The organism is Novosphingobium sp. BW1 (genome assembly GCF_008107685.1).
Lineage (GTDB): Bacteria > Pseudomonadota > Alphaproteobacteria > Sphingomonadales > Sphingomonadaceae > Novosphingobium.
The window spans coordinates 205,110-217,892 of sequence record NZ_VIRF01000058.1 but is presented as its reverse complement, the minus strand read 5'-3'; the positions used below and the strand labels follow the sequence as shown (position 1 = coordinate 217,892).

Sequence of the window (12,783 nt, the reverse complement as noted above, 5' to 3'; positions counted from 1 at the left end):
GGCAAAGAGTAGCGTTACTCGGCGAGAGAGGAAAGGGCCTCTTGCGCCGCATCCCAGGGGAGCAGCACCGCGCCATGCCGTCCCGGGTAGTCGGGAACGGCCACGAGCGTATCGAAACCAGGCCAGCTGGGCATCGGACCCTCGCCCGATAGCCAGTTTCGGATCTCGCTGCGGGCCTTGGCCAGTTCGGCCGCGCTCTGTCCTAAGGCTGCCTTAGCAAAAATCGCGGCCGCAGCCTGGCCGATCGCGCAGGCCTGCGCGGATATGCCGACACGGGCAATGCGGTCATCCGGGCCACTGTCGAGGCCTAGTCTGAGCTGGCTGCCGCAGGTTGGGGAACGCGCTTCAGCCACGTGCGACAGGTCGCTTACCAGCGGATAGGCGGCGAGGTCCATGGCAAGTGCGAGCACATCAGGTGTGTAGAGGACCGTTACGGACATCAGGTGCCCTCCCCTTCGTTCAGCATGGCCGTTCGGCGCTCCGAAATCATCTGAACCATCGCTTCGCTGCTGGCGTTGATGAAGGGGTAGGTGCGCGACTGGGTGACCCAATCGGGTCTGCCGGCAACGCCCCAGACAGTGTCGTAGCCCAGCATCAGAACCGAGAAGGCCAGGACAATGATGATGATGCCCTTCATCGCCCCGAAGCCGAATCCGAGCACCCGGTCGATGGGACCCAGCACCGACTTGCGGCTCTGAGATCCGGCCCATTTCGCCACCATCTTGACCACGATGTAGGGCACCAAAAGCAGTAGGGCGAAGGCTAGGATGCTCACGCTCGAGCTGTCGCCAAGGTAGCCCTCGAGCTGGTAGGTAAGCGGCGTGTGCAGAATGCGGATCGCGAAGATCGCAAAGATCCACGCCGAGAGGGCCAGGACTTCCTGGACAAAGCCGCGCACGAATCCCGTCGCCGCGCCAAGACCAACGAAAAGCAGGGCGGCCATGTCGAAACCAGTCATGGGATTATTGTCCTAGGCATCGCTCAGGATGCGGTCAACGAGATTGGGCAACATGCCAAGCCCGGTAAAGGCCAGCCCCTTGCCGCCCTCTCCGCCGGGATCCTGCTCGGCCGCCGAAGACGGGCCGAAGGCCTTGGCAAACCCGAGCTTCGCCGACTCGCGCTGTCGGATCGCTGAATGAGCCACGGGCCGGATTTCGCCAGCGAGCGAGACCTCGCCAAACCACACTGCGTTGCTTGACAGCGGCTTGTCGCCCAGCGCGGAGACCAGCGCGGCGGCCACTGCAAGGTCGGCCGCCGGATCAGAAAGACGATAGCCCCCCGCGACGTTGAGATAGACTTCGGCGCTGGAGAAATTGAGCCCGCAGCGCGCTTCCAGCACCGCCAGCAACATCGCCATGCGTCCGTTGTCCCAACCCACGACGGCGCGGCGCGGCGTTGCCCCGCTCTGAAGCCGCACGATGAGCGCCTGGATCTCGATCAGGACCGGCCGCGTGCCCTCCATCGCCGGGAATACCGCGCTGCCCGCCATCGGCTCTTCCCGGCCTGACAGGAAGAGCATGGAAGGGTTGCCGACCTCGGCAAGCCCTGCACCTTCCATTGCGAAAACACCGATCTCGTCGACCGGACCAAAGCGGTTTTTCAGGCTGCGCAGGATGCGGTACTGGTGACTGCGTTCACCCTCGAAGCTCATCACCACGTCGACCATGTGCTCGAGCACGCGCGGGCCAGCGATGTTGCCGTCCTTGGTGACGTGCCCGACCAGGATCAGCGTCACCCCGTTTTCCTTGGCGTAGCGGATCAACTCGAACGCGCAGCCACGGACCTGGCTGACAGTCCCCGGCGCTCCCTCGATCTGGTCGGAATGCATGGTCTGGATCGAATCGATGACGAGCAGCGAGGGCGTGTCCATGTTACCCAGCGTCGTCAGGATATCGCGCACGGACGTCGCGGAGGCCATCAGGATCGGCGCCTTGGAGAGCCCCAGACGCTCGGCACGAAGGCGCACCTGTCCGGCCGCTTCCTCGCCGCTGACATAGACCGCAGTGCCACCCGAACTCGCGATGTGGGCTGAAACCTGGAGTAGCAAGGTCGACTTGCCGATGCCCGGATCGCCGCCCATCAGGATCGCGGAGCCGGGGACAAGCCCTCCGCCCAGCGCACGGTCGAACTCGGCAAGGCCACTGGCGCGGCGCACGGGCAGTTCGCCCGGAGCATCAAGCGGGGTGAACACGATTGGCCGCCCCCCCGAAGACAGGTCATGCTTGGAGGAAAATACCGTCTGGGGCGCCTCCTCGACCAAGGTGTTCCATTCGCCGCAGTCGGCGCATTGTCCCTGCCAGCGTGTCGCCACGGCCCCACAGGCCTGACAGGCATATCTACGTTTGGGCTTTGCCATGGCTTCGGGCGTAACCGGAACGGAGAGAGAACGCAATTGCCTTTCCAGCGCATCGGGTCCAACCTAAGTCCATGCGCCAGAAAGAACTGCGAATTGCGCTCGTTTGCTATGGAGGGGTCAGCCTCGCCGTCTACATGCACGGGGTCACCAAGGAACTTTGGCATGCCCTGCGTGCAAGCCGTTCATTCTGGTCGGACGATCCGGCCGATCTGGGCACAGGCGACGTCTACCGTCAGATGCTCCAACGGATCGAGGATGCCAGCGGGCTGAAGCTCCGGGTCATGGCGGACGTGATCGCCGGGGCCAGTGCGGGCGGCATCAACAGCGTGTTCCTCGCCCAGGCGATCCATTCAGGCCAGTCGCTCGAACCGCTGACCAACCTGTGGCTGGAATGCGCGGACATCGACCGCCTGCTTCACCCCGATGCCCGCCCACTTACGGCCGCCACCAAGTTCTGGGCACAGCCGCTCGTTGCCTTTCTCCTTAAGCGTCCGGACGGCGCCATCGCTTCCAGCGTCGCGCCGGAAACCCGCGCCGAAGTGCGGGAAAAGCTCTCGCGCCTGATCCGCTCGCGATGGTTCGAGGCACCGTTCTCGGGCGAAGGGCTCTCCAACACGCTTGCAACGGCACTGGAAGCCATGGCCCGCGCACCGGGCGCCCCCCCGCTTCTGCCTAACGGACATCCGCTCGACTTGTTCGTGACGGCAACCGATTTCAAGGGCCACCTTGAAGCACTGAAGCTGCATTCGCCCCCGCTCGTCCTGGAGAGCGAGCATCGCCTCACCATCGACTTTCACGCCCGTACACCCGTGCATCGCGGCATGCCCTTGGCGCCCATTCCCGAACTCGTTTTCGCGGCTAGGGCGACCTCCAGCTTTCCGGGCGCCTTTCCACCTCTTCAGCTCGCCGAAATCGATGAGCTCGCCCGCGAGCGCGAGATCGAATGGGAAGAGCGCGAAACTTTCCTGGCCCGGATCATGCCCGAGCACACACGGCGCGGCGATCTCGCCAATGTCGCGCTGATCGATGGCTCGGTACTCGTCAATGCACCTTTCCGCGACGCCATGAGCGTCCTGCGCACGCGCCCTGCTGCGCGCGAAGTGGACCGCCGCGTTGTCTATATCGAGCCCACCCCCGATGCCTTCGGCGAAGCGGCACGGCGCGAGAACAAACCGCCCGGCTTCTTCCCCGTCATCTTCGGCTCGCTGTCCTCAATCCCGCGCGAGCAGCCGATCCGGGATAACCTCGAAGCTATCCAGCTCGATTCGCGCGAGACGGCAATGCTGCGTGAAATCATCGAGGCCCTGCGCCCCGAGATCGAAGAGACGGTCGAGCACCTGTTCGGACACACCCTCTTTCTTGACCGCCCCACCCCGGCGCGCCTCGCGAGCTGGCGCAGCAAAGCGCACAAGGCCGCGCAGGAGCAATCGGGATTTGCCTACCACAGCTATGCGCAGGTCAAGCTGACAGGTGTCCTTGAAAAGATGGCTGAGCGCATCGTCGAAAGCTCGCCCGGCGCCGAACACGTCACGCTCCGGCGCGTGGCGAAGCACCTTGCGCGCTATCTTGCCGAAACCGGGCTCGACCGGAGCGAGGCGCTGCGCGATGGCAATTCGCCGCGCCTGATCGCTTTCTTCCGCAAATTCGACGTCCCCTACCGCACCCGCCGACTGCGTTTTCTGGCGCGGCGCGTCACGCAGGAACGCGAGCAGGACGAAGGGGTGCGTGAAGTCGACCGCGACCAGGCCCGTGAGGCCATCTACACCGCACTCAATCTCTATCAGGAGGCAAGCACCAGCACCGCACAGGACGGCGACTTTGCGCAGAAGGCGCCGCAGGTCCTCGCCGATCCCGAGGCGGTGCTGGCCGACCTTGAACGCTGCTGGTCGCTCCACGACATCGATAGGAAGGTGGACACGATCCTCGCGCAGGCCCTTTCGCAAATGCCGCGTGTGCTGCGTCGGCGCATGCTTCTCGCGTACCTGGGCTTTCCATTCTACGACGCAGCGACCCTGCCCATGCTGCGCGGGGAAGGTCTGAACGAGTTCGATCCGGTGCAGGTTGATCGCATATCGCCCGAGGACTGCACCGCGATCCGCCCCGAAGGTGCGCCCTCACCCTTGCGCGGGACCGAGTTCTACACCTTCGGCGCCTTCTTCAGCCGCGCTTATCGCGAGAACGACTATCTGTGGGGAAGGCTCCATGGCGCGGAGCGCATGATCGACCTCATCGCCTCCGCCGTGCCCAGAGACCACGCCCTCGCGCGGAGCGAGATCGACGCGATCCGGCGTGACGCGTTTCTGGCCATCCTCGACGAAGAAAGGGACCGGCTTCAAGCCGATCCCTCCCTTGTCGATCAGATCCGCAACGAGGTCCTCGCGCGGCTGTAATGCCTTGCGCCCACCTTAGTCGGTGAGGTCGCTCCAGGCATCCTTTATGCGGTCGAAGAAGCCCTTGGACTGGGGGCATTCGTCACCCGTCTCGGTATCCTGCAATTCGCGCAAGATTTCCTTCTGGCGTGCACTCAGCCGGGTCGGGGTCTCGACAGTGATCTCGATGACGAGATCGCCGCGGCCACGGCCCTGCAGCACGGGCATGCCTGCACCGCGCTTTCGCAACTGCTTGCCCGACTGGATCCCGGCGGGAATGTCGAGCGCGATCATCTCGCCGTCGATGCCCGGGATCTCGATCGAGCCGCCCAGCGCCGCCGTCGTAAAGGTGATTGGCACACGCGTGAGGAGCGTCGTGCCCTCGCGCTCGAACACCTTGTGGCGCTTGACGTGCAGGAAGATATAGAGGTCGCCCGGAGGCGCCCCGAACGGCCCGGCTTCACCCTTGCGGGCAAGGCGGATGCGCGTGCCGTTGTCCACGCCGGGGGGGATATCCACCTCGATCGTCTGGGGCTTGTCGACGCGGCCTTCGCCGCCACACGCCCTGCACGGTTTCTCGATGACTTCGCCGCGGCCATGGCACGTCGGGCAAGTTCGTTCGACGATGAAGAAGCCCTGCTGCGCACGGACCTTGCCGTGCCCGTTGCACATAGAACAGCCACGCTTGCCGGTACCCGGCTCCGCGCCCGAACCTTCGCAGGGCTCGCACGGCTGCGAAACCTCGATGGTGATCTCGGTCTTGCGGCCATTGAAAGCGTCCTCGAGCGAGATCTCCATGTCGAAGGGAAGATCCGCGCCCCGGCGCGCCTGCTGACGGCCGCCTCCGGCGCCGCCGCCAAAGGCGCTGCCGAAAATGGATTCGAAGATATCGCCGATGTCGCCGAATTCAGCGCCCATGCCGCCGCCGCCGTGGCCGCCGCCACCGCCACCGCCCATGCCCTGCTGGAACGCAGCATGGCCGACGCGGTCGTAGGCCGCGCGCTTTTGCGGATCCTTCAGGACATCGTACGCTTCGCTGCACTGCTTGAAGCGCGCCTCGGCCTCGGCATCGCCCGGATTCTTGTCCGGGTGAAAGCGCATCGCCATGCGGCGGTAGGCCGACTTGATCGTCTTGTCGTCGGCATCGCGCGAAACTTCGAGAAGTTCGTAATAGTCGATTTCGGTTGCTGACACTGTGGTCTCACCTCCTTCGATGCTGAAAGGCGCCACCGGTGTGAATCACACCGATGACGCCTTCACAGTTTCATCCGGACTGTCAGCCCTTGTTGTTTTCGTCGACTTCCGAGAATTCGGCATCGACCACGTCATCGTCCGCCTGGGGGGCTTCACCACCCTCGGCGCCGCCGGCGGCCTGCTCCTTCTCGTAGATCGCCTGGCCCATCTTCATGGCGACCTGTGTCAGCGCTTCGGTCTTGGCCGTAATCTCGGCAGCGTCGTCGCTTTCCAGAGCGCTCTTGGCAGCGGCAATCGCGGCTTCGACCTCTTCCTTCAGACCGGCGTCGATCTTGTCACCATTCTCGGAAAGCTGCTGCTCGGTCGCGTGAACGAGACTTTCGCCATTGTTCTTGGCTTCGGCCGATTCACGACGCTTCTTGTCCTCATCCGCGAACTTTTCGGCATCCTTGACCATCTGGTCGATGTCGGCGTCCGAAAGACCGCCCGAAGCCTGAATGCGGATCTGCTGTTCCTTGCCCGTGCCCTTGTCCTTGGCAGACACGTTCACGATGCCGTTAGCGTCGATGTCGAAGGTCACCTCGATCTGCGGGACGCCGCGACGTGCCGGCGGAATGCCGACGAGGTCGAACTGGCCCAGCAGCTTATTGTCCTGCGCCATCTCGCGCTCGCCCTGGAACACACGGATCGTCACAGCCTGCTGGTTGTCCTCGGCGGTCGAGTAGACCTGGCTCTTCTTGGTCGGGATCGTCGTGTTGCGGTCGATCATCTTGGTCATGATGCCGCCCAGCGTTTCGATGCCCAGAGACAGCGGGGTTACGTCGAGCAGGAGTACGTCCTTGACGTCGCCCTGGAGCACGCCCGCCTGGATCGCGGCGCCCATGGCGACCACTTCGTCCGGGTTCACGCCGGTGTGGGGATCCTTGCCGAAGAAGTCCTTTACGACTTCACGGACCTTGGGCATGCGGGTCATACCGCCCACAAGAACGACGTCATCGATTTCCGAAGCCGAGACGCCAGCATCGGCGAGCGCCTTCTTGCAAGGCTCGAGTGTGCGCTTGATGAGGTCGGCGACCATCTTTTCCAGATCCGAACGCGTAACCGTCTCAACCAGGTGGAGCGGGGTCGTCGCGCCGCCCTCCATGCGCGCGGTGATGAAGGGCAGGTTGACTTCGGTCGAGGCAGTCGAGGACAGCTCGATCTTGGCCTTCTCGGCCGCTTCCTTCAGACGCTGCAGGGCCAGCTTGTCGGTGCGGAGATCCATGTTCTCCTTGGCCTTGAACTTGTCGGCCAGCCATTCGACGAGCTTGGTGTCGAAATCTTCACCGCCCAGGAACGTATCGCCGTTGGTCGACTTCACCTCGAATACGCCATCGCCGATTTCGAGGATCGAGACGTCGAAGGTGCCGCCGCCAAGGTCGTACACGGCAATGGTCTTGCCGTCGTTCTTGTCGAGGCCATAGGCGAGCGCAGCTGCGGTCGGCTCGTTGATGATGCGCAGCACTTCAAGGCCAGCGATCTGACCGGCGTCCTTGGTCGCCTGACGCTGCGCGTCATTGAAGTAGGCGGGCACGGTGATCACGGCCTGCGTCACGGTTTCGCCAAGATAGCTCTCGGCGGTTTCCTTCATCTTCTGCAGCGTGAAGGCGGAAACCTGCGACGGGCTGTAGTCTTCGCCGCCAGCCTGAACCCAGGCGTCGCCGTTCTTGCCCTTGACGATGGTGTACGGGACGAGCTCGGTGTCCTTCTTGGTCACCGGATCGTCGAAGCGGCGGCCGATGAGGCGCTTCACCGCGAAAATTGTGTTGTCGCCGTTCGTGACGGCCTGGCGCTTGGCTGGCTGTCCGATCAGGCGTTCGCCGTCCTTGGTGAAGGCGACGATGGACGGCGTCGTGCGCGCGCCCTCGGAGTTTTCAATTACCTTCGGCTTGCCACCGTCCATGACCGCAACGCAGCTGTTGGTGGTGCCAAGGTCGATACCAATTACTTTACCCATTATCCCCATTCCTCACGTCAGTGGTTGACACCGCACGGATCGCCTCCCTGACTTGAGGCAAGGCGGCTTGTGCGGCTCGGTGACGTTCAATCGTCGAAGCGGGATATAGGTGCGGTTTTTCTTGGAACAAGACCAATGCGATGGCATTAGCGCAATCCACGCTATCAGAGCTTTCCGCAAGGACCGGTTTCGCATGTTGACCCGCAAAAACGCCGCCTTTTCCGCCCTGTCGCTGGGCCTGCTCGCACTTGCGGCATGCCAGCAGTCGGCAGAGCCCGACGCGCAAGGCTCGGCCTCTGCGCCCGCCGAGGCACTTGGGCCTGACGCCAAGCCAGGGACCCGCGCCGAGGCGGGACGGATGATCCTGCCCGTCGTCGCGGGCCGTCCCGCGGCGGTCTATTTCACCTTCACCAACGCAAGCGATGCGCCGGTCGAACTGGCCGCGATCCATATTGCGGGGGCCGACAGCGCCGAGATGCACAAGACCGAAGGCGGGCAGATGCGCGCAGTTGAGCGCCTGGCAGTTGATGCGGGCAAGAGCGTCGAGTTCGCGCCCGGCGGCCTGCACGTCATGGCCTTCGATCTCGACGGCAGCCTCAAGAGCGGCGCGACGACCGAAATGACCATCACGTTCGAGGGCGGCGACAAGCTTTCCATGCCTCTTGCCATCGAGAAGATGGGGGCAGGCATGCACGCCGATGCGACCATGGATTACGGCGCGATGGACCATGACGCCATGGACGGGATGGAGCACTGAGCCCAGCCTCGCTCCCGATCTGTCCTGTGGGCGGCGCGCGCGCCCTGACCCGCGGCGAAGTCGCGCTTGCCCGGAGCATCTTCGGCAAGGCGATTTCCTACGACGAAGTGCGGATCAAACGTGCAAAGTGGTTTCCGCTGCAACCCCGCTCAACAGTCATGGCCCCCTGTGGGCATATCCATTTCCATCCGGCATGTGAGATATACCGCGATGATTTCGCCTGCGGAGATCTCAATCTCGAAGGCCTGTTCATCCACGAGATGACCCATGTCTGGCAGGCGCAGACGCATGGGCGTTTTTTCTTACCGACCCGGCGCCACCCTTTTTGTCGCTATCACTATGCCCTGAAACCAGGCTGGACGCTCGAACGGTATGGCCTTGAACAGCAGGCCGAAATCGTGCGGCACGCGTACCTTCTTCAACGCGGTGTGGTGCTGGCCGGGACTCCACCTCTCGCCTCCTACCGGGCTATCCTTCCGTTCGAGCCAGGCTAATACGAAAAGGGCGCGGTGACCGCCTTGTCACCACACCCTTTTCATCCCCCTGCTCAAATAGGATCGATCAGCAGTCGTCGTCCCAGTAGCGGTCGCCCGAACGATCACGGCGGTAGCAACCACGATCCTTGTCGACCTGCGAACCTGCCGCTGCGCCCGCAGCCGCACCAATGGCCGCGCCCGTGCCGACATCGCCGCCCGCAAGAGCGCCAATGCCCGCGCCCACCGCGCCACCCGCAGCAGCCCCTTCACCGGTGTAGTTACTAGCGCAGCCCGCCATCGTGAATGCGCCCGCTGCCATTACCGGCAGAATGAGCTTGCTGTACGCCTGCATACTGAGATCTCCTTGAAATTGCCTGTTTACATTTTCAACGGGACCTACGCACAAGAGTTCCTGAATTTTTATCGGGGCCCCCGCCACCCGCAAACAGCAAAGGCGCAGATGAGCCCTGGCTCGCCTGCGCCTTTGCGTGTTTCAGACCGCAAAAGCGGCCTCGAGGATGATCTCTATCAGTCCGGCTTCTTGGCAACGGCCACCATGGCCGGACGCAGGAGACGGTCCTTGATCATGTACCCGGCCTGGAGTTCCTGCACGACCGTGCCCGGCTCGGCGTCGGCCGAGGGGACCTCGATCATCGCCTGGTGCTGGTTGGGGTCGAGCGGAAGGCCCATTGCCGCGATGCGGGTGATACCGTGGTTGGTGAACACCTTGTCGATCTCGCGGTTAGTCGCCTCGATACCGGTGACGATGTTCTTCATCTTCTCGTCCTCGCGCTGGTCGGCGGGAATCGCCGAAAGCGCACGGGCGAGATTGTCCGAGACCGAGAGGATCTCACGCGCGAAGCTCGTGGCGGAGTAGTTGCGGGCGTCCGTAATGTCCTTCTCGAGACGGCGGCGCACGTTCTGCGTCTCGGCACGCGCGTAGAGCGCTTCCTGCTTGGCTGTCTCCAGCTCTTCACGCAGCTTGGCAAGTTCGTCTTCCACGCCGTCACCGTCCGCTTCGCTGTTGTCGAGCATCTCTTCGGGCACGCCGTCCAGTTCCTTGGCCACTTCCTGGTCAACCGGCGGCTGAGTCTTGTCGTCAGTCATGTCTTCTATGGTTCCAGCTATCCGATAAGCTTGCCCAGACTTCGGGCAGTGAAGTCCACCATGGGGACGACCCGCGCGTAATTCAACCGCGTCGGACCGATAACCCCCACCACGCCGACCACCTTGCCATCGCGATCGCGATAGGGCGAGGCGATTACCGAGGACCCGGAGAGCGCAAAGAGGCGGTTTTCCGAGCCGATGAAGATTCGGGTCGAGCGCGCTTCACGCGCGCTTTCTAGAAGTTCGGCAACCGACTGCTTGTTTTCAAGGTCATCGAGGAGGGAGCGGACACGCTCCAGGTCCAAAAGCGTGCTTTCGTCGAGCAGGTTTGCCTGCCCTCGCACGATCAGGACCGGGCGTTCCAGTGCGTCCTCGCTCCACACCGCGATCCCGCGCTCGACCAGTTCACGGCTGGCCGCATCGAGCTCTGCTTTGCCCGAGGTGATCTCGGCCTGCATAAGCCGGGTTGCCTCTCCGATGGTGCGCCCCTTGAGGTGCGCGCTGATGAAGTTGGAAGCCTGCTCCAGGCTCCCCTGCGTCAGGTCATAGGGAAGGTCGACCACGCGGTTCTCGACCGCACCATCATCTCCCACGACGACCGCCAGCGCCCGGCCCGGCGCCAGCGGCACAAGCTGAAGATGGCTGAGGCGCGGCTCACGGCGCGGAACCATGACCAGCCCAGCACTCGACGTCAGGTTGGAGAGGAGCGAGCTTGTCGCCTCCAGCGCCGCCTCGATGGGACCGGGAGCCGAAAGCCCACGCTCGATCGCCTGGCGTTCTTCGATACTGGGCTCGGCCATCTGCATGATGCCATCGACGAACAGGCGCAGCCCCGCTTCGGTCGGCAGGCGACCGGCACTCGTGTGTGGAGCAGCCAGAAGGCCCAGCGATTCAAGGTCTGCAAGAACCGATCGGATAGAGGCGGGCGAGAGGTTGACGCCCCCTGCCCCGGCCAGAGCCTTGGAGCCCACAGGGGTGCCAGTATCGAGATAGCCCTCCACGACAAGGCGGAAGATTTCGCGGGCGCGGGCGGTCAGTTCGGTGATGGGCGGTGTGGGCATGATGCGTGACAATTTAGGCTCTGCTCTTGCAGCCTCAAGCCCAATGCGCTTAGGGGCGGCTCGAAAATAGAGAAAGGCAAATCCATGCGTCCTTCCGGCCGTGCATCCGACGAGATGCGCACTATCGACATCCAGACCGGTTTCACCAAGCACGCCGAGGGCTCCGTGCTGATTTCGTTCGGCGACACGCGCGTGCTGGTTACCGCCTCGGTCGAGGAAAAGGTCCCGCCGTTTCTGCGCGGCAAGGGTGAAGGCTGGGTCACGGGCGAATACTCGATGCTTCCGCGCGCCACGCACACGCGCGGAAGCCGCGAAGCCGCAAAGGGCAAGCAGTCGGGTCGCACGCAGGAAATCCAGCGCCTGATCGGCCGTTCCTTGCGCGCTGTCGTCGACATGAAGAAGCTGGGCGAGCGTCAGATCGTCCTCGACTGCGACGTGCTCCAGGCCGATGGCGGCACCCGCACCGCCTCGATCTCGGGCGCCTGGGTGGCGCTGCGCCTAGCCGTCGACAAACTGATGGAAGAGGGCAAGATCAAGGAAGATCCCATCGAGGGCCGCGTCGCCGCGATCTCCTGCGGTATCTGCGAGGGCTCCCCGGTACTCGACCTCGACTACATCGAGGACAGCTCGGCCGATGCCGACGCAAACTTCGTGCTAATCGAAGGCGGCAAGATCGCCGAAGTCCAGGCCACGGCCGAAGGGGCTACGTATGACGAGGAAGGCCTCTTGCGCCTTCTGCGCCTCGCCAAGATCGGTTGTGACCAGATCTTTGCCGCGCAAGCCAAGGCCGTCGGCAAGTAAGCTAGAGACACGAGGAGGGACCCCATGACCCGCAAGCTCCAGGGCGGAAAGCTCGTCATTGCCACGCACAATGCGGGCAAGCTGAAGGAAATCAGCGCCCTCCTCGCGCCTTACGGCCTCGAATGCATCTCGGCGGGCCAACTCGGCCTGGACGAGCCGGAAGAGACCGGCTCCACCTTTGCCGAGAACGCGCTCATCAAGGCGCACGCGGCGGCCAAGGCCGCGCAGCTGCCTGCACTTTCGGATGACAGCGGCCTCTCGGTCGCCGCGCTTGATGGTCGCCCCGGCGTCTACACCGCCGACTGGGCCGAACGGCAGTGGTTCGAAGGGGAACCGGGCCGCGACTGGTTCATGGCGATGGGCAAGGTCGAGGGCCTGCTCGCCGAAAAGGGCCCCGATGCCGACCGCTCCTGCTGGTTCTCCTGTACCCTCGCGATCGCCTGGCCCGATGGCGAGGAAGTGGTCTACGAGGGCCGCGTCAACGGCACCTTCTCCTGGCCCCCTCGCGGCCGCGTCGGCTTCGGCTACGATCCTGTTTTCGTGCCCGAGGGCAAGACAATGACTTTCGCCGAGATGGACACCGCCGACAAACAGGCGATGAGCCACCGCGCCGATGCCTTCGCCAAGCTGGTCGCAGAGCAGTTCAGCAGCTAAGCTGAGCAGAGC

Annotated in this window: 13 protein-coding genes; 5 read left to right on the top strand and 8 right to left on the bottom strand. The window is 63.7% G+C overall.

All coding sequences use genetic code 11. The features are described 5' to 3' along the window. Positions 1-14: 14 nt before the first annotated feature. Genes FMM79_RS06085 through radA form a run of 3 tightly spaced genes read right to left on the bottom strand, consistent with a single transcriptional unit; the run spans position 15 to position 2,356 of the window. A complete protein-coding gene (locus FMM79_RS06085) occupies positions 15-440 on the bottom strand; it encodes an iron-sulfur cluster assembly scaffold protein (protein ID WP_148626625.1) in 426 nt (141 codons plus the stop codon). Further along, positions 440-958, bottom strand: coding sequence for a CvpA family protein (locus FMM79_RS06080; protein WP_148626624.1), 519 nt, complete (start codon positions 956-958; stop codon positions 440-442). The genes FMM79_RS06085 and FMM79_RS06080 overlap by 1 nt, the downstream gene beginning before the upstream one ends. Positions 959-970: 12 nt before the next feature. Beyond that, positions 971-2,356 (bottom strand): DNA repair protein RadA, encoded by a 1,386-nt coding sequence (gene radA, locus FMM79_RS06075; protein WP_148626623.1) that lies wholly within the window; start codon positions 2,354-2,356, stop codon positions 971-973. A gap of 71 nt (positions 2,357-2,427) precedes the next feature. Here radA and FMM79_RS06070 point away from each other — a divergent pair, with 71 nt between their 5' ends. After that, positions 2,428-4,746, top strand: coding sequence for a patatin-like protein (locus FMM79_RS06070; RefSeq protein WP_148626622.1), 2,319 nt, complete (start codon positions 2,428-2,430; stop codon positions 4,744-4,746). A 15-nt stretch (positions 4,747-4,761) separates the two neighbouring features. On the opposite strand, the gene dnaJ is transcribed toward FMM79_RS06070, so the two are convergent. After that, positions 4,762-5,919 carry a molecular chaperone DnaJ gene (gene dnaJ / locus FMM79_RS06065; protein WP_148626621.1) on the bottom strand — a complete coding sequence of 386 codons (1,158 nt, stop codon included), beginning with the start codon at positions 5,917-5,919 and terminating at the stop codon, positions 4,762-4,764. Positions 5,920-6,001: 82 nt separating this feature from the next. Then, entirely contained in the window at positions 6,002-7,915 is a 1,914-nt protein-coding gene (gene dnaK, locus FMM79_RS06060) for a molecular chaperone DnaK (protein ID WP_148626620.1), read from the bottom strand. A gap of 193 nt (positions 7,916-8,108) precedes the next feature. On the opposite strand from dnaK, the gene FMM79_RS06055 reads away from it, so the two are divergent. Together FMM79_RS06055 and FMM79_RS06050 are read left to right on the top strand one after the other, a co-directional pair. Next, positions 8,109-8,672 (top strand): copper chaperone PCu(A)C, encoded by a 564-nt coding sequence (locus FMM79_RS06055; RefSeq protein WP_240339014.1) that lies wholly within the window; start codon positions 8,109-8,111, stop codon positions 8,670-8,672. Positions 8,673-8,698: 26 nt separating this feature from the next. Continuing rightward, positions 8,699-9,166: a vgr related protein gene (locus tag FMM79_RS06050; protein WP_240339013.1), complete on the top strand. Its 468-nt coding sequence runs from the start codon at positions 8,699-8,701 to the stop codon at positions 9,164-9,166. Positions 9,167-9,233: 67 nt separating this feature from the next. Here the strand turns inward: FMM79_RS06050 and FMM79_RS06045 are convergent, their stop codons facing one another. From FMM79_RS06045 to hrcA, 3 genes are all read right to left on the bottom strand, one after another. Continuing rightward, positions 9,234-9,500: a YMGG-like glycine zipper-containing protein gene (locus tag FMM79_RS06045; protein ID WP_205466512.1), complete on the bottom strand. Its 267-nt coding sequence runs from the start codon at positions 9,498-9,500 to the stop codon at positions 9,234-9,236. A gap of 176 nt (positions 9,501-9,676) precedes the next feature. After that, positions 9,677-10,255: a nucleotide exchange factor GrpE gene (grpE, locus tag FMM79_RS06040; RefSeq protein ID WP_148626618.1), complete on the bottom strand. Its 579-nt coding sequence runs from the start codon at positions 10,253-10,255 to the stop codon at positions 9,677-9,679. A 17-nt stretch (positions 10,256-10,272) separates the two neighbouring features. Beyond that, positions 10,273-11,316 carry a heat-inducible transcriptional repressor HrcA gene (gene hrcA, locus FMM79_RS06035; RefSeq protein ID WP_148626617.1) on the bottom strand — a complete coding sequence of 348 codons (1,044 nt, stop codon included), beginning with the start codon at positions 11,314-11,316 and terminating at the stop codon, positions 10,273-10,275. Positions 11,317-11,400: 84 nt separating this feature from the next. Between hrcA and rph the strand changes: the two genes are divergently transcribed. Beyond that, positions 11,401-12,117 (top strand): ribonuclease PH, encoded by a 717-nt coding sequence (gene rph, locus FMM79_RS06030; RefSeq protein WP_148626616.1) that lies wholly within the window; start codon positions 11,401-11,403, stop codon positions 12,115-12,117. A 24-nt stretch (positions 12,118-12,141) separates the two neighbouring features. Beyond that, positions 12,142-12,771, top strand: a complete 630-nt coding sequence (gene rdgB, locus FMM79_RS06025) for an RdgB/HAM1 family non-canonical purine NTP pyrophosphatase (protein ID WP_148626615.1) — start codon at positions 12,142-12,144, stop codon at positions 12,769-12,771. The last annotated feature ends 12 nt before the right edge of the window (positions 12,772-12,783 follow it).

Coding starts and splice junctions, on each gene's coding strand:
- hrcA (WP_148626617.1), bottom strand. CDS start 11,316: ATGCCCACACCGCCCATCACCGAACTGACCGCCCGCGCCCGCGAAATC.
- FMM79_RS06070 (WP_148626622.1), top strand. CDS start 2,428: ATGCGCCAGAAAGAACTGCGAATTGCGCTCGTTTGCTATGGAGGGGTC.
- rph (WP_148626616.1), top strand. CDS start 11,401: ATGCGTCCTTCCGGCCGTGCATCCGACGAGATGCGCACTATCGACATC.
- dnaK (WP_148626620.1), bottom strand. CDS start 7,915: ATGGGTAAAGTAATTGGTATCGACCTTGGCACCACCAACAGCTGCGTT.
- grpE (WP_148626618.1), bottom strand. CDS start 10,255: ATGACTGACGACAAGACTCAGCCGCCGGTTGACCAGGAAGTGGCCAAG.
- FMM79_RS06045 (WP_205466512.1), bottom strand. CDS start 9,500: ATGCAGGCGTACAGCAAGCTCATTCTGCCGGTAATGGCAGCGGGCGCA.
- FMM79_RS06085 (WP_148626625.1), bottom strand. CDS start 440: ATGTCCGTAACGGTCCTCTACACACCTGATGTGCTCGCACTTGCCATG.
- FMM79_RS06080 (WP_148626624.1), bottom strand. CDS start 958: ATGACTGGTTTCGACATGGCCGCCCTGCTTTTCGTTGGTCTTGGCGCG.
- FMM79_RS06055 (WP_240339014.1), top strand. CDS start 8,109: ATGTTGACCCGCAAAAACGCCGCCTTTTCCGCCCTGTCGCTGGGCCTG.
- rdgB (WP_148626615.1), top strand. CDS start 12,142: ATGACCCGCAAGCTCCAGGGCGGAAAGCTCGTCATTGCCACGCACAAT.
- radA (WP_148626623.1), bottom strand. CDS start 2,356: ATGGCAAAGCCCAAACGTAGATATGCCTGTCAGGCCTGTGGGGCCGTG.